The sequence below is a fragment of the Faecalibacterium langellae genome, from assembly GCF_002549775.1.
Taxonomy (GTDB): domain Bacteria; phylum Bacillota; class Clostridia; order Oscillospirales; family Ruminococcaceae; genus Faecalibacterium; species Faecalibacterium langellae.
The window spans coordinates 731131-746829 of the sequence record NZ_NMTR01000021.1 but is presented as its reverse complement, the minus strand read 5'-3'; the positions used below and the strand labels follow the sequence as shown (position 1 = coordinate 746829).

At 58.0% G+C, this 15699-nt stretch carries 12 protein-coding genes and 1 tRNA gene; 2 read left to right on the top strand and 11 right to left on the bottom strand.

All coding sequences use genetic code 11. From position 1 onward, the window contains the following. Positions 1-53: 53 nt before the first annotated feature. The 6 genes from CGS49_RS12030 to CGS49_RS12005 all read right to left on the bottom strand — a co-directional run bounded on the left by CGS49_RS12030 (position 54) and on the right by CGS49_RS12005 (position 6505). The gene (locus CGS49_RS12030) at positions 54-1574 is read right to left on the bottom strand and encodes a DUF3794 and LysM peptidoglycan-binding domain-containing protein (protein WP_097802037.1); all 1521 of its coding nucleotides are present in this window, start codon (positions 1572-1574) and stop codon (positions 54-56) included. A 111-nt stretch (positions 1575-1685) separates the two neighbouring features. After that, positions 1686-3101, bottom strand: coding sequence for an Orn/Lys/Arg family decarboxylase (locus CGS49_RS12025; RefSeq protein WP_097802036.1), 1416 nt, complete (start codon positions 3099-3101; stop codon positions 1686-1688). Continuing rightward, on the bottom strand, positions 3098-4549 hold the full coding sequence (scfB, locus tag CGS49_RS12020; protein WP_179859073.1) for a thioether cross-link-forming SCIFF peptide maturase: 1452 nt from the start codon (positions 4547-4549) through the stop codon (positions 3098-3100). The genes CGS49_RS12025 and scfB overlap by 4 nt, the downstream gene beginning before the upstream one ends. 67 nt (positions 4550-4616) lie before the next feature. Further along, entirely contained in the window at positions 4617-4763 is a 147-nt protein-coding gene (gene scfA / locus CGS49_RS12015; protein WP_005926683.1) for a six-cysteine ranthipeptide SCIFF, read from the bottom strand. A gap of 129 nt (positions 4764-4892) precedes the next feature. Then, on the bottom strand, positions 4893-5180 hold the full coding sequence (locus tag CGS49_RS12010) for a DUF2508 domain-containing protein (protein ID WP_097802034.1): 288 nt from the start codon (positions 5178-5180) through the stop codon (positions 4893-4895). Between the two features lie 143 nt (positions 5181-5323). Beyond that, positions 5324-6505, bottom strand: a complete 1182-nt coding sequence (locus CGS49_RS12005) for a hypothetical protein (RefSeq protein WP_097802033.1) — start codon at positions 6503-6505, stop codon at positions 5324-5326. Positions 6506-6639: 134 nt separating this feature from the next. Between CGS49_RS12005 and CGS49_RS12000 the strand changes: the two genes are divergently transcribed. Together CGS49_RS12000 and CGS49_RS11995 are read left to right on the top strand one after the other, a co-directional pair. Then, positions 6640-6867: a helix-turn-helix domain-containing protein gene (locus CGS49_RS12000; protein WP_097802032.1), complete on the top strand. Its 228-nt coding sequence runs from the start codon at positions 6640-6642 to the stop codon at positions 6865-6867. 138 nt (positions 6868-7005) lie between these two features. After that, positions 7006-7079 (top strand) — tRNA-Gln (locus CGS49_RS11995). 94 nt (positions 7080-7173) lie between these two features. On the opposite strand, the gene CGS49_RS11990 is transcribed toward CGS49_RS11995, so the two are convergent. From CGS49_RS11990 to CGS49_RS11970, 5 genes are all read right to left on the bottom strand, one after another. After that, complete coding sequence (locus CGS49_RS11990; protein ID WP_097802031.1) at positions 7174-8934, bottom strand: bifunctional metallophosphatase/5'-nucleotidase; 1761 nt, start codon at positions 8932-8934, stop codon at positions 7174-7176. A 259-nt stretch (positions 8935-9193) separates the two neighbouring features. Beyond that, positions 9194-10966, bottom strand: a complete 1773-nt coding sequence (locus CGS49_RS11985; RefSeq protein WP_097802030.1) for an oleate hydratase — start codon at positions 10964-10966, stop codon at positions 9194-9196. A 370-nt stretch (positions 10967-11336) separates the two neighbouring features. Continuing rightward, a complete protein-coding gene (gene rnr / locus CGS49_RS11980; protein WP_097802029.1) occupies positions 11337-13457 on the bottom strand; it encodes a ribonuclease R in 2121 nt (706 codons plus the stop codon). A gap of 178 nt (positions 13458-13635) precedes the next feature. Then, positions 13636-13887: a preprotein translocase subunit SecG gene (secG, locus tag CGS49_RS11975; protein WP_097802028.1), complete on the bottom strand. Its 252-nt coding sequence runs from the start codon at positions 13885-13887 to the stop codon at positions 13636-13638. 101 nt (positions 13888-13988) lie between these two features. Next, the gene (locus CGS49_RS11970; protein WP_097802027.1) at positions 13989-15584 is read right to left on the bottom strand and encodes a peptidoglycan D,D-transpeptidase FtsI family protein; all 1596 of its coding nucleotides are present in this window, start codon (positions 15582-15584) and stop codon (positions 13989-13991) included. Positions 15585-15699: the final 115 nt, after the last annotated feature.

Sequence of the window (15699 nt, the reverse complement as noted above, 5' to 3'; positions counted from 1 at the left end):
TTGGCACGCAAAAAAGAGAACGCCGCCGGGAAACGGCAGCGTTCTTCGTCAATTTATACACCCGGCACCAGAAAATGCTGCGCCTGCGGCAGGGTCTGCATGTCTGCATCCAGACCGTTGGCCGCCCGCATCTGCGCCGGTGAAACATGGAAGCGGCGCGCAATGGCGAACAGCTCCTCGCCTGCCTGCGCGTAGTAGATGCGCAGGGCGATCTCCGGGTCCGGCGGGGTCAGTTCATCGCCCAGCTCGATGCTGCCAATGCCCTGCTGCACCGTGCGGCAGAGAATGGCGCCCTCCGCCCGGGCTGTGACCGTGACTTCCAGCGTGCCGCCCGCGCAGCTGCACTGGACGTTCTCGGTGCTCAGCCAGCACTCGGCACTGAGCTGGGCCCCCGGCGGGCACTCTGCCGCCAGCGGAAAACGCAGCTCCATCGTTTTTTCATAGCTTTCCAGCTCACCCAGGCTGTTCTCGGCAAAGGCAGTGGCAACGGCCCGGGCAGTGAGCACAGCCCCTTCTGCCGTCATGGATGCCTGCGCCGGGCCGTAGGATACAAAACAGGCCCGCAGCTGTGCCCCGGCGTCCGGCAGCGGGCCGGAAGCAGTGGCTGCAGCCGTCTCGTTCAGGGTACAGGCCAGCTGCTCCACCGCAAGCTCCTGCGGCGTGATGGCGGTCTCGAACTGGGTCGAAAATGCATCCGCCACTGTCTGCAGCTGGAAGGGCCGCCAGGCGTGCAGATGCATCATCACGTTGACGGTCAGCTGGCTTGCAGCGTCCTGCTCGCCTTCGGCAAGGGTGAAGCCCACCGGTTCCAGCACGCACAGGCATCTGCAGTCCTCCGTGACGCCGTCCAGGTCCACGACCTGATTGAATGGCAGAGCTGCCGCCTGACTTTGCAGCGCCGTCTCGCCCTCAGCACGCCAGGCGCACAGGGCACGGATCTCGCCCTTGACCACTGCCTTGCCGGACAGCAGCTTTATCTCCCGCACAGACGCTGTACCGGTGATATCCAGAATGGCGGCGGGGCGCTTTGCAAACACCAGCTCTCCTTCGACAGTGACCAGCTTTTCCAGCACGGCGGCACTGCGCACACCGGTGAGCGTCTGCAGGCGCTGCTCGATGCCACCATCGGCCAGCGCTGTGATGACTTCGGCCGGGCTTTGGGTGCGCAGGGTGACGATGAGCCCAAAGGCCCCGCGCACTTCGATGCGGTGTGGGTTCACTGCCCGGCAGTTGAGGTATTCGGTCTGGCCCTCCACCAGCGCTGTCCAGCTGGCGGCAGGCAGCTCCGGCACTTCCAGCTGTTTTGTGAAGGGCAGTTTCTGCTCGGTCTGGCACAGACCGGCCCCGTCCTCGCCCTGATAAAACACGGTGCAGCGCAGATAGCCTTCCAGCGTCAGCCGCCCGGGCTGCAGCTGCTTTTGCAGCACCACCGGCTTTGCAAAGCACTTGACCAGCTTGAACACCGGCGGCAGATAGTCGGAAATCAAAATCTCCGTTTCCAGCGGGAGCTCTGCCTTGACGGTGCAGTCTGCGCCCGCCTGCGGCAGGGTATCCCGAAAAATCTTCAGTTCCATGCAGTGTGCTCCTTTCCCTGTCCGTCTCTACTGGAAAGGTATGCACCTGCCGGGTGCCGTATGCCACAAAAAAGAGAGCACAGGCAAAACACTGTGCTCCCTTGCAAAAAATCAGTTTTCCCGGAGGACTGAGACTTCCGTCACATGGTAACGCTGCATCAGCCGGACGGCGGCGGGCGTGATGACCTCGCCGCTCACCGCGATGGGAATGGCCGGCGGGCAGGACACCGTCGGCATGGCGCAGACGCGGCCCTCGGCCTGTGCCACGGGCAATCGTTCCTGCGGCGCAAAAACGGCCTGTCGGATGCTGCAGCGGGTGTGCAGCTGCTGTTCCAGCGCGGCAAACTCGCCCTGCAGCGCTTCCGGCTGCGGGAGTTCGTCCGGCAGGGCCGCAATGATCTCCCGCATGGCTGAGAGCAGCCGCTTGCCGTCGCGGGGTGGGTTCTCCGGCGTGAACATCAGCACCAGATAGCGCGGGTCGGCATACTCGCACTCGATGGCGGCACGGCGCAGTGCATCGGCCAGCTCGGTGCCGGTCATGCCTAGCACGGCGGCGTCCAGCGTGACCTTGAGCGGTTCGCCGTCCAGCGCCAGCGGGCCCGGGCAGTGCCTGGCCTCAGCGGCTTCGTTCAGCTCCCGGCGCAGGCGGGTCAGGTAACCGCAGCACTGCAAAAGACGCAGCGGATAACCCTCGGATAGCACCTGATTGCACTTATCCAGCGACTGCAAAATGAGGTAAGACGGGCTGGTGGAGCCAAACAGTGCCAGCGCATTGCGCACGGCCGCTTCGTCCTGAATGGGGGCGTTTTTGCCCAGATGCAGGTACGCACCGCCTGTGACCACCGGCAGGGTCTTGTGGCCGGAATCGCAGCACATGGCTGCGCCCAGTGCGATGGGGTGCCGGTTCTCAGGCAGAAAGCGCAGGTAGGCACCGTGAGCGTTATCCACCAGCAGCGGCACGTCCTGCGCCCGGCATACCGCTGCCAGCGCGGCAATATCCTGCACACCGCCCAGATAATCCGGGCTGGTGACATAAACGCCAAAGGGCTTTCGATCCTGCTGTGCCAGTGCGTGCAGGGCGTCCGCCAGCTTGGCGGCAGGCACCGGGCAGCTGCACAGCGCACCAGAATCTTCCGGCGCAGGCCAGAGCCACTCTACATCAAAATCCAGCAGTGCCGCCGCATACAGCAGCGCCTTGTGGGCGTTGCGGGCCGCCAGCAGGACCGGGCGTTTGCCCGTCTGCGGGGCGGCCTGCAGGGCCAGAAACAGCATGGCCCGGATGCACTGGGACGAACCCTCGGTGCTGTAATAGGTGTGGGCCGTGCCGAAAAGCCGGGTAGCGTTGGCCTCACTCTGCGCAATGATGCCCTCGGCTTCGTACAGCTCGTCCGCACCCTTTATTTCGGTGATATCCCACGGTTCAAAGCCCAGCAGGCTCTGGCCCTTGTGGCCGGGCATGTGCAGCCGGGAGGTACCAGATTGCGCATAGCGGCGCACAAAATCCACAATGGGCGTGGTCATGCTCATTCGCAGGCTTCGCCGTCGGCGCAGGCGTTGCAGGTGGAGCCCAGCTCGATGGGCACTTCGATGCCCTTGGCGGCAAGTTCCTGGTTCTCGGCCACCTTGATCATGATGGCGCACTCCATGCGCTTGCGGAACAGCTCACAGCCGTATTCGTACACGCCCGTGATGTTGCCGGTAGCGTGGTAGGAGTTGGCCGCGCAGCCGCCGGAGCAATAGAGCTTTGCCCAGCAGTCCTGGCACTCCTTGCGGGCGTAGGCATTGCAGTGCTTGAACTCATCGCGCACGGCGGTGTTGGTGACACCCTTCCAGATGTCGCCCATCAGGTACTTCGGGTCGCCCACGAACTGGTGGCAGGGGTACAGGTCGCCCCAGGGGGTGACGGCCATGTACTCGGTGCCGGAACCGCAGCCGGAGATACGCTTATAGATGCAGGGGCCGCCGGTCAGGTCGATCATGTAATGATAGAAGGTAAAGCCGCGGCCTTCGCGGTCACGCTTGATCATCTCTTTGGCCAGGATCTCGTACTGCTCCTTCAGGATGGGCAGATCTTCCTCGGTCAGGGCGCTGGGCTCGCCGGGCTTGGACACCACCGGCTCCATGCTCAGTTCGGTGAAGCCGAGGTCGGCCATGTGGAAGATATCGTTGGTGAAGTCGGTGTTATAGTGGGTGTAGGTGCCGCGCATGTAGTAGTTCTTGTCGCCGCGCTTTTTCACGAACTCCTGGAACTTGGGCACGATGGTGTCATAGCTGCCATGACCGGCGTAGTCCTTGCGGAAACGGTCGTTGACCTCTTTGCGGCCGTCCAGACTCAGAACGACATTGTGGCACTCCTTGTTGCAGAAATCAATCACATCGTCGTCGATCAGCATGCCGTTGGTGGTCATGGTGAAGCGGAAGTTCTTGTTGTGGATCTTCTCCTGCTCGCGGCAGTAGGCCACCAGCTTCTTGACCATATCAAAGTTCATCAAAGGTTCGCCGCCGAAGAAGTCCACTTCCAGGTTGCGGCGGGTGCCGCTGTTCTCAATGAGGAAGTCCATGGCGCGCTTGCCCACCTCAAAGCTCATCAGCGCGCGGTCGCCGCAGTAGCGGCCCTGCGAAGCAAAGCAGTAAGAGCAGCTCAGGTTGCAGGTGTGGGCAACGTGCAGGCACAGGGCCTTGACCACGGTGTTGCGGTTCTTAAAGTCGAAAGCCATGTCCTTGTAGACATCCGGGGTCCACAGCTTGCCGGCCTCTTTCAGGCTGGTCACATCGTCGATGCACTGGCGCAGGTCTTCCTCGGTAACGTCCTCACGGTCGCCGTACTTTGCCATCATGGCGGCAACGATCTCGTCGGCGGTGTGCTCCGGGTACATGGCAATGACATCGTATGCCACGTCGTCCACCACATGCACCGAACCGCTGCAGGTGTCCAGCACGATGTTATAGCCGTTCAATTGATACTGGTGTACCATTTTACTCTCCATTCCAAATTACACAAAAAAATGCCGCCCGGCAAAGGCGGCATAGGGTTTGCAGAAATTACTTGTTGCTGTTCTCGCACTGCTGGTTAGCCACGCCGCAGGAGGTCTTGCAAGCGGACTGGCAGGAAGTCTGGCACTCGCCGCAGCCGCCGGTCTTAACGCTCTTGGTCAGGTCACGAGTAGCAATGGTCTTAATACGTTCCATAATAGAAAACCTCTCTAACTCTCAAAATTTCATCGCGCCGGGCAAGGCCCAGTACGCATTTATCTTTGCTTATGATAACACGCAAGGGGCTTTCTGTCAAGAATTTTATGCCGCTAACCTTTGGGAACGTCAGCCGATGGGCTGATATTTCGTCAGAACGGTGTGCAGGCCCAGCTCCCGGGCACGGGCCAGTAAGTACCGGTAGCGGCACAAAAGCGCCTGCCGCTCGTAGATGCGCTGTTCGATCAGGTCAGTGTCCACCTCAAGATCGAACATCATTTCGTTGCGCTGCAGGCAGAACAGGCATTCCTTCAGTTCTTCCTCCAGCTCGGGGTGGTAGCGCTCGTGCTCGGTGTCCCGCGGGATGCGGGCCGAAAGCAGGGTCTGCGGGTTTTGGTTGTGGGTTCGTTCCAGCATAGGCCGTCCTCCTCTTTTGGCTTCTGGTCGTTTGTACATTCCAGTATATGAAGGAGACGGTGCAGAATATGCCAGTTTGTGGGAAGAAGGCAAAAAGCCGCCCCGCTGGGTGGTTCCGGGGAGCGGCTGTGGAGCTGTATTTGTTATACGGGTGAGTAATTGCCGTAGGGGTTATCGTAGTGACCGGCAAGGTAGTTCATGCGGTTCATGTAGTGGAGCTCACGTTGGTTGCATGCTTCAAAGTACGCAGCCAGTTCAGAAGTCTTTAGTAGTTCTTCTGTCTGCGACTGTATTTTTTGAAGCCGCGCATTCAATTGCGAATGGTTCCGTTCCCCCTGTGCGTAAACAGCTCCAATACCAGCAATAACAACATTCATTTTGTCACTGATTTGATTTACTGTCTTTTGTAACGCTGCAATTTTTTCTTCAGCATTTTTCATTTCTATATACAACATATATTGATTTTCTCGGATTGCTTCAAGATTTTTTATAACGACATTTAGTTGCGCGCTTATTTTATCCATTCGCATTTCCATGTCGTATTTATTATATGCGCCATCTGGGCCATCTAAAGAATAGCATCTCCCTGACGCGATGTAATCGTAAAAGGAACAAACTGCCACGTAATTGCGATATCTGGGATAGATATTGCCCTTTTCATATAGCTTTATGCAGGTCGTGTAGGTTTTATTTTCTTGCTCTCTAATATTTTGGAGTATCACTCGAAAAGGTTCAGCTTGATTTCTGCACCACTCGTTTTCATGGCGAATCTTTTCATTTTCCTGTTTCCATTGTTCGTTACAGAATTCACGGTACTGTTTACAGCGTTCTTTTTCTTTTTGGTATTCTTCCATGTCTTGATTATATTGGTCTATTTTCTTTTGGTAATCTTTCATCGCACTTCGGTGCATAGAACCCAAGTCCCGCCTGAGTTTTTCAATTTCTCTTTCTTTTTGATATTTCCGATAACCCCATATTCCTAGACACACAAGACCAATCGGAGGAAATAGCAAGCTTGCTACAAGAATGCCGATTATTTTCGTTGCCGAAATTTTTTCTGTCTCGTCGCTCGCCCACTTGATACAATCGTATGATTCTTTTGCTTCTGCTGGTTTTTCCGGTTTTATAGGCTTGCCCTTCCGGGGAGTGAAGTTACGTTCTGTGATTCCATGCATTCTACAGTAGTTTTCGAATGTGATTTCTTGCGATTGCCTAAAAATTTCAATTTTGTTTTGCATTGTTTTCTCTAGTGTTCGCTGAGTATAGAGTTCCTTTTCAACATCTACGACCATCCCCAGATATTCTTTCAATTCCGCAGTTGTCATTCAGCACACCATCCTTTTGGTCTTCACAATGTATTACCCGTATATTGATAATACCCCCGATTATCGCTAATTGTCAATATGCGGCCGATTTCATATTCTTTAATTATGAAAACCTACCAAGGATGGTATATGCTATGATTCGATACGACCCGCTTTGGGAGACAATGAAGAAGCGCGGTGTCTCCCAATATAAATTGCTCAAAGACTACCATTTCAGTGCGGGGCAACTGAGCCGTTTACGCAAAAATGAGAATGTCAGCACCTATACGCTTAATACTCTCTGCAAAATTCTGGACTGCACCCTTGAAGAAGTTGCCGTTTATCTGCCGGACGAACCGGACGGTGAAAAACATCCCGACTGATTTTGCAAAACATTCGGCGCTGCTGCGGCATTTTCCAAAAAAGTACAATTTTTTTCAAAATTATGCTTGACAACGCCGGGCTTTTCCCGTATAATAGCACACGTTGAGCGGCTCACCCCGCAAGACACAACAGAATATTGGGGATTTGCATAGTGGTAGTGCGGTAGACTCTGACTCTACTTGTGGGAGTTCGATTCTCTCATCCCCAACCAGAAGCCATTCGGTTTGTATCGGATGGCTTTTTTCTATTTTGTTATACAAAAACAGCGCACCGCCCTGCCGGACGGTGCGCCTTTTTATGCAGTTTTACAGGATGCTGATGCGGCCTGCGCCGTAGGCATCCTCATAGTTCAGCAGGTAGCCCGGGTAATCGGCCAGCGGGCTGTTGGCGGTGGTCAGGTGCGGCAGGCCTTCGCCATCCACGCCGCCAAAGCTCATGGCGTAGGTGGACATGACCAGATAATCCTCTGCCACATAGTCCTTGATGAGCTCGGCACCGTCGAACATGGCAAAGCCATCGCCCAGATTGCGCAGGGTGTAGTTCATGCCGGCCAGCGCGTAGGTCTTGCCCTCGTCCAGCGGGACATAAGTACCGGAGGTCTTATCGTAGATCTTCACGTTCTGCACGCGCGGGGTGCCGGTGGCGCTGCCGATCCAGACGTTCTTGTCGTCGGTCTGCACGGTGTTGGGGATATCGGTGTGGATCTCGTAGGTCGCACCGGCCACATGCAGGAAGCCACCGTTCTCCTGGCCATCCGGGCCAACGAAGCGGGCTGCAAATTCCAGTGCGTCCTGGATCTGCTTGCCGGTGACTGACATCAGGCAGGCCACATTGCCGAAGGGGCTGACCTGCTTGCAGGTCTTGAAGCTCCAGTCGCCTGCATCCACATCTGCACGGATGCCGCCGCCGTTCATGATGGCAAGATCGCAGTGCAGCTGTTCGACCTCGTTGAAGTAGGAGTAGATGCCGTCGGCCACAAAGTCGCCGAGGTTCGTTTCACCCAGACGGATGCGGCGCTTGCCGGTGGCGGGGTCAGAGATATAGAAGTTGGTCTCTGCCACAGCGATCTTCTCGCCCAGCATATCGTCCACAGCGCTCACCCACTCGGTCTGGATGCCTGCCACGGCGCTGTCCAGGCCGTCGTAAGTAGGAACCAGCTGGGTAGCGATGGAGCCGTCTGCCTTGATGGTCATCTCACCCACATTGGCAAAGTAAGAACCGGTCTGGGTCAGGGCCACTGCCTTGCCGGAGAGGTCCTTCACCCACTCGCACTCCATCACGGTGTGGGAGTGGCCGTCGATGAATGCGTCCAGGCCGGAGGTGTGCTCGATGACTTCCTTGCTGGTCCAGGGCGACGAGGACGGGTCTACGCCCAGATGGCCCAGGCCGATGACATAATCTGCGATCACGCGTGCCTTATTGATGGACTTCTGCACGGCGCTGTACAGCTTCTGGCCGTCCTCGCCGCCGAGGATATCGTAGACATACCGGTTCTGGTTTTTATCCATGAAGTAGGCCGGGGTGGATTTGGTGATGGTCTCCGGCGTGGTGATGCCCACGAAGGCGATGGTACGGCCGCCGATGCGGAAGTATTTGACATCCGACAGAACGCGGTTGTTCAGCGGCAGATTGACCCAGTTGCAGGACAGATAGGGATAGTCCGCATCTGCCATCAGCTCTTTTGCGCGGTCCATGCCGTAGTCGAACTCGTGGTTGCCCGGGGTGGCAGCGTCGTAACCGGCAGCGTTCATCAGCTGGATGATGGTCGCACCCTCATCCATAGAGCCGTAAGCAGTGCCCTGCACATGGTCGCCGGCGTCTACCAGCAGGACGTTCTTGCCGTCATCCTGATAGCTCTTTTTCAAAGCAGCAATGGCGGCATAGGTCAGCTTCGGGCTCTGCTTGTCAATGTAGGTGTGGACATCGTTGGTGTACAGAATGGTAATGTCCTGCACATCGCCGGTCCAGCAGGCAGACGCAGCGGGTGCGCCCAGTGCCATGGTGGCAGCGGCGGCGGACACACCGGCAGCCTTCATAAAGCTGCGGCGGGAGATAAGATTTTTCACAGGGAAACGACCTCCTTTTATTCTGGCTGTTACCAGCAGGCCTCCTCAGGCCCTGCTCTCATTGCTTTTAGCATAACACAGAACCCCGCCGCAGGCAAGCAAAAAAGCTCTTTTCCAACAAAGAAATTTAACTTTTTACCTATATTTTATCCAAAGTATTACTTTCTGCAAGAAAAAGGACCTCTCCGTGGCCTGTCGCAGGCGTTCGGAGAGGTCCTTTTGTTGGGGCCCTTTTCAGGGGCGGAGGACTATGATGTTATCAGATGGCATTGTATTCCTTGAGGATCTTCTCAAGGTCGGTGCCCTCGATCTTCTTCAGGGCTTCCTTCATGGCCAAGCGCGGGATGAGCGGCAGGTCCATGTCGGTGATCTTTTTGCCGTCGCGCAGCTTCACGGTGGCATCCAGCAGTGCGCGCACGTCGTAGGTGCTGCCCCAGACCTCGGGCACGCCGCGGTCAATGTTCAGCAGGGTGTACACAGCCTCCATGCCGGTACGCATGGAATACTCGGTGGTGAAGATGGTGTCACGGCCGGTCTCGGCAAATTGACCCAGGAAGGCAAAGTTGACAGCGCCTTCCGGCACGATGTCGGGGCGATCGCCCATGGCACGCGGCATGAAGAAAGCGTCGATATAGGGCATCATGACCGGGATGGTGTTGGCGCTGTGCTCGGCCAGTTCTTCGATCTGGTCCTCAGGCACACCGATGTGGTACAGCCACTCCATGCACAGCTCTTTGCCGGTGCAGTCGCGCATGGCCTTCTTGACGTAGTTGCCGGGCTTATCGCTGAACAGGCCGTAGACCCAGACACACAGCTGGTCCTTGGGCTGGTCGCGGAACTGCTGCTGACGGTTCAGCGTCCAGCTGAGCAGCCAGTTGGAGTCCTTGACCGTGACGATGCCGCCGGTGACGGTGTGGCCGCTGAACGGATCACGCTTGCAGATCTTCTGGATATACTGCGGGATCTTGTCGTCCAGCGTAGTGATGGTGGCACTCTCCCAGTTGGAGTGTTCGGGGTCGGAGCAGAACTTCTCCGGGTGACCGAAGGCGGGGTCCTGCGCAGCGATCTTCTTCCACAGATCCCAGCCGTTGCCCGGCTTGATGGTGGGGTCAAAGCCGGCAGCCTTGTCCTGTGCACCCATGGTGCAGCTCTCCACACAGCCGCCGTTGGTGATGAACAGCAGGTCGTTCTCGGTCAGGTCGATGGCGTTGGTCTCGCCTGCGTGCTCTACCACCACGCTGCTGGCCTGCTTGCGCTTGCCGTCGATGTCAAACTTCACGTCCACCACCTTGGTCTCGTAGTGGAACTGCACGCCGTGGTCCTTCAGATAGGTGACCATGGGCAGGATGATGGACTCGTACTGGTTGTAGCGGGTGAAGCGCAGGGCCGTGAAGTCCGGCAGACCGCCGATGTGGTGGATATAGCGCTTGAGATAGAGCTTCATCTCCAGAGCGCTGTGCCAGTTCTCGAAAGCGAACATGGTGCGCCAGTACAGCCAGAAGTTGGAGTTGAGCACTTCGTCATCAAAGAAATCCGTGATCTTCTTATCCTGCAGCTGCTCGTTGGGGGTGAAGAACAGTTTCATGATCTCCATGGCACCCTTATCAGACAGGCCGAACTTGCCGTCGGTGTGGGCATCCTCGCCGCGGTTGACGGTGGCACGGCAGAGCGAGTAGTTGGGGTCCTCTTTGTTCAGCCAGTAGTACTCGTCCAGCACGCTGGCACCTTCGGTCTCCAGCGATGGGATGGAACGCAGCAGGTCCCACATGACCTCAAAGTGGTTGTCCATCTCGCGGCCGCCGCGCATCACATAGCCGATGTCGTACTTGTAGCCGTCGCAGGCACCGCCGGGGATGGGGTCCTTTTCAAACACATGGACATGCTCGCCCTTCATCTGGCCGTCACGCACCAGATAGCAGGCGGCAGTCAGGGCTGCCAGACCGGAGCCGATGATATAGGCAGATTTATGATCGACACCCTCGGGCTTTTTGGGGTGTGCAAACGCTTCGTAGTTGCCACTGGAATAATACATAGAGAAGAACCTCCTTGACGCTGTCACGTTTTTCCGGCACCGCTGTGCCGTTCCTTATGGCAACAGTATACCCCGGTGGAGGGGCGCAGACAACAAACAAACTCCGGCTCCTGTATAAAATTTATACAACTTTCCCCTTTTGTAGGAAATGCGTCTAAATTGTGACAAAAGGCTCCAGCAGGAGTGCCGGTAGTTTCTCTGAGGACCGTCCGCTGGGGTGGGACCCTGTTGCCCGTAGGGCAATAGGGCGGGCGATGGAATGGCCCGATTCGTGTCCGAGGAGAAAGCTACCGGCATTTCTGCTAAATTTACAATTCTAAAAACAAAAAGCGGAAAGGCCGCAGCCCTTCCGCCGTTGGAAACTCTGATTTTATTTTGCGTTTGCCGGGGCGACCTCAAAGTCGATCTTGCCCAGGTTGACGTCGGCACGCACGATGGTGATCATCATGGTATCGCCCAGGCTCCAGTTTTTGCCGGAGACCGGGTCCGAAAGGCGCACGCCCTCGGTGAGCATGGTGCCGGAGGGCGTCAGGCTGGATGCAGGCACAAAGCCTTCCACGCCGTTTTCCAGTTCAATGAACAGGCCGCGCTGGGTCACGCCGGAGATGCGGCCCTCGTAGCACTCGCCCAGATGGCGGCGGGCATACTCGGCCTTGTAGCAGTCCTCCGCCTTGCGCTCGATCTGCATGGCGATGACCTCGCGTTCGCTGGACTGCTTGCTGGCCTTCTCGGCAAAGTCGCTGTAGCGCAGCACCATGGTCTCCTTGTCGGTGCCCTTGAGCTGGGCCGTCATGATGCGGTGGATGGCCAGATCCGGGTAACGGCGGATGGGGCTGGTGAAGTGGGCGTAGTCCTGCAGCACCAGGCCGTAGTGGCCCTTGGGCTTGTCCTCATAGAGCGCCTTGGACATGCAGCGCAGCATACCGGTATTGATGATCTGCTCATACGGGCCGCCGCGCACGCCTTCCAGAATGGCGCTCAGCTCCTTGGGGGTGGGCACATCCTTGGCAAAGTGGTCGTTGATGCCGCAGGCCTGCAGCAGAGCGTGCAGACGTTCCAGCTTTTCGGCATTGGGCTCCTCGTGCACGCGGTACACAAAGGGGATCTGCTTCACGCGGGCAAAGTGGGCGGCACACTGGTTGGCCAGCAGCATGAACTCCTCGATCATGGCCTCGCTCTCGCCGGAGGTGCGTTTCTTCACGTCGATGCAGTGGCCGTCTTCGTCCAGGATCAGCTTCACTTCGCCGCTCTCGATGTCCATGCAGCCGCGCTCCTTGCGCAGGCGGGCACGGTGGCCGTACAGCTCCTTCATGGCGGGCAGCTGGGCCAGCACCTCATGGTATTTGCCCTTCAGCTCGTCGTCAGCACTGCCGGCCAGCAGAGCGTTGATCTCGGAGTAAACGCCCTTGACGCGGCTGCGGATGACCGACTTGACGAAACGGTAATCCGTCAGGTTGCCGTCCTTATCCAGACGCATCAGGCAGGAGAAGGCCAGGCGCAGCACACCCTCGTTCAGGCTGCAGATGCCGTTGGAGAGCTGCTTGGGCAGCATGGGCACCACCTGATCGGCGTAGTAAACGCTGGTGGCGCGGCTGAAAGCCTCATTATCCAGCTCGGTGCCGGGCTTGACGTAGTTGGAAACATCTGCAATGTGGACGCCCAGCTCAAAGCCGCCTTCCGGGGTCTTGGTCAGGCTGATGGCATCATCGATATCCTTGGTCTCGGCGCTGTCGATGGTAAAGATGGGCAGCGCGCGCAGGTCCATGCGGCCCTCGGTGTCCTTCTCGGTGACTTCAGCGTCTTCCAGCTTCTTGGCTTCCTCGCGGACCTTGTCCGGGAAGCGGCTGCGGATATCCTGCGCGTAGAGCAGCGCCTTGGCGCAGCGCTTGGCCTCGTCCGAGCTGCCGAACCGCATGGCGACGCCCACGCGGTGATCTTCCTGCCGGTTGCCGCGCTGCAGGATCTCCACGGCCACTTTGTCGCCGTCCTTCGCGCCGCCCTCGCAGTCGCGCATCATCCGCATGGAGATGGCCGGGCAGTCGTCCGGCACGAACTTCAGGCTGCCCTCAATGCGGCGGGCCGTACCAACCAGATCATTCTTTTCTTCCAGAATGGCGAGGATCTCGCCTTCATCGCTGCCCTCCACGCGGGGATGGGCAAACTTTTCCACCAGGACCATATCACCGGGCATTGCACCGCGGGTGAAACGGCCCGGGATAAAGATATCACTGGTGCCGTCTTCCAGCATGACGAAGGCAAAGTTCTTGCCCAGCTTGACCACCTTGCACAGCAGAGCCTTGTCCGCACGGCCGGAACGGACCGTGAAGAACACGCCCTGACGCTGGCAGATGACAGCATCGTGCACCAGCTGGTCCACGGCCTCCATCACTTTGCGGTCCGCACTGCGGTCACCGCCGAACTTTGACTTTAAATCTTTGACGGTGCACGGCTGATTCTGAATCGCGTGCTCAATTTTATCGCGCATTGCCATAATATTTTTTCTCCTTGTTCTACCACGAGCGCAGCCTCCGACGGGCCGTGCTCCTGCCGGTCGTGGGCACATCCGCCCCACCCTGCCCTGCGGCGGCCCACATACAACGGCCGCCCGCAGTTCTATCCTCACGCAGAAAAACAGCCCCGTTCTTGCACACGGGGCTGTTCAGACTTTGTCAACCTGCCAGACGGCCGGTGAACACACAAGCCAGAATGGCGACCACAAAGAAAACGATGCCTGCAATGCGGGTCACCTTGGCCAGCATCTGGTCGGCCGGGGTCAGACGGGCACTGTTTGCGCCGCCTGCGCTGCCGTTGATGGCACCGGACAGGCCCTGACCGTGGGTGTGCTGCATGAGAGTGAGGAAAACGATGACGAGCGAAGCGATCAGCAGGATCGCACCGCCAACAATTTCGATAACAGACATGGATTGAAACGCTCCTTTATTATAATCAATGGAAAACTACGCAAAAATACAAATATATAGTAGCATAACAAACGCCAAAAAGCAAGCAGAATCCGCGCTTTTTATCCCAAAAGCCGCAGCGCTGTGCACAGCCGGGCAAAAACAGCAGCACTGGAATAAGCCGGGTCGGTCTGCCCATCCTGCAGCACCACGATGGTATACTTCGGCTTTTGTGCCGGGTAAAAACCAGCGAACCACAGGTTTTTGCGCTCGACGCCCTCCGGCGTGAACTGGCCGGTCTGGGCGGTACCGGTCTTGCCGCCTGCGCCTTCTTTCAGCCCGGCGGCGTCCTGCGCGGTGCCCTCTGCCACCACCTGCTCCAGCATTTCGCGCAGTGCATCGACCGTTTTTTCAGATAAGATGCGCTTTCCCTGTGGCTGCGAAAATGCTTCCGACACGGCCGCCTGCGTTTCGTCCACAGTCCCCTCCACGAAAAAGGGTGTGCGGTACACCCCGCCGCAGGCGATGGCATTCATCATGGCGGCCACCTGCACCGGCGAGGCTAGAAAGCTGCCCTGCCCAAAGCTGAAATTGGCCAGCTGTCCACTCTGGGCCAGCTCCTGCGCAGTGGGCAGATTTCCGCTGTCGGCATACAGGCGGCCAGCCACGGCGATCTGCCGCCCGAAGCCGAAGGCCTCTGCTGTCTGCAGAAGCATCTCGGCACTCAGCTGCTGACCCAGTCGAACAAAATAGCCGTTGCAGCTCTTTTCCAGCGCTTCGGCAAGGTTCACTGTCCCGTGCGGAACACCGCCTGCGCAGCGGAAAATTTGTCCATCCACCACCACGGCACCGGTGCACTCGTACTCCGGCGAAAGTCCGGCTTCCAGCGCTGCGGCCGCCAGCACCGGCTTGAACACCGAGCCGACAGCATAGCTTTCCAGTACACGGTTCAAAAACGGGCTGTCCGATGCACCCAGACTGGCGGCAAGGTCGTCCGGGTCGTAGCCCGGTACGCTGACGCTGGCCCGCACGGCGGCAGTCTGCACGTCCAGCACAAGGATACAGCCGCTGGTCATGGTCTCGGCGGCAACGGCTTCGGCCGCACGCTGCACGGGGCGGGAAATGGTCAGCTGCACCCCCACTGCGCCGCTGTCATTCTGGATGAGCTGCGGCGTCTCCCCCTCTCGCAGGCGGCCTTGTGCCGTGACCGCACAACGCAGGGTGTCGTGGGCTCCTGTCCCGGCCAGCAGGTCGTCCAGCGCTTTTTCCAGCCCGGCTGCACCATGGCCGTCTGCGTCCAGATAGCCGATCAGATGCTGGCACAGCGGCACCGATGCATACCGTTTTGCCGCCGGGAAGCAGCGCAAACCAAGCGAGGAAAGGTCGCGCATGGTTTCCAACAGGAACGGCGCGGCACGGTTCCGGTTTTGATACAGCGTTGCCTGCCCGGTGCTGTCGGTCTCGCTATAAAGGCGGGGATAGTTGTTTTCACCGGGAAAACACAAGGTCTGCCAGCGCATTTCCAGCCCGGTGAGCGGCAGGCCGTTGCAGTCGTAGAAATTGCCCCGCCGGGTGGGCAGCGCAAGACTCACCGTGCTCTGGGCTTCGGCGCGGGCGGCGTAAGCCGGGTTTTGCGCCAGGAAATAAATGCGGCACAAAACGACCGCAAAGCCAAACAGAATGACTGCATACAGCGCTAGGACCCGTTTGCCGGACATGGTGCCGCCCCCTTTTTCATAAAGGGTGGGCCAAAACGGCAAGTGTTATACATACAAAAAAAGGAGACGGAGTCTCCAAAGAGAATCCGTCTCCTTAAGGTACTTATTGAATGAA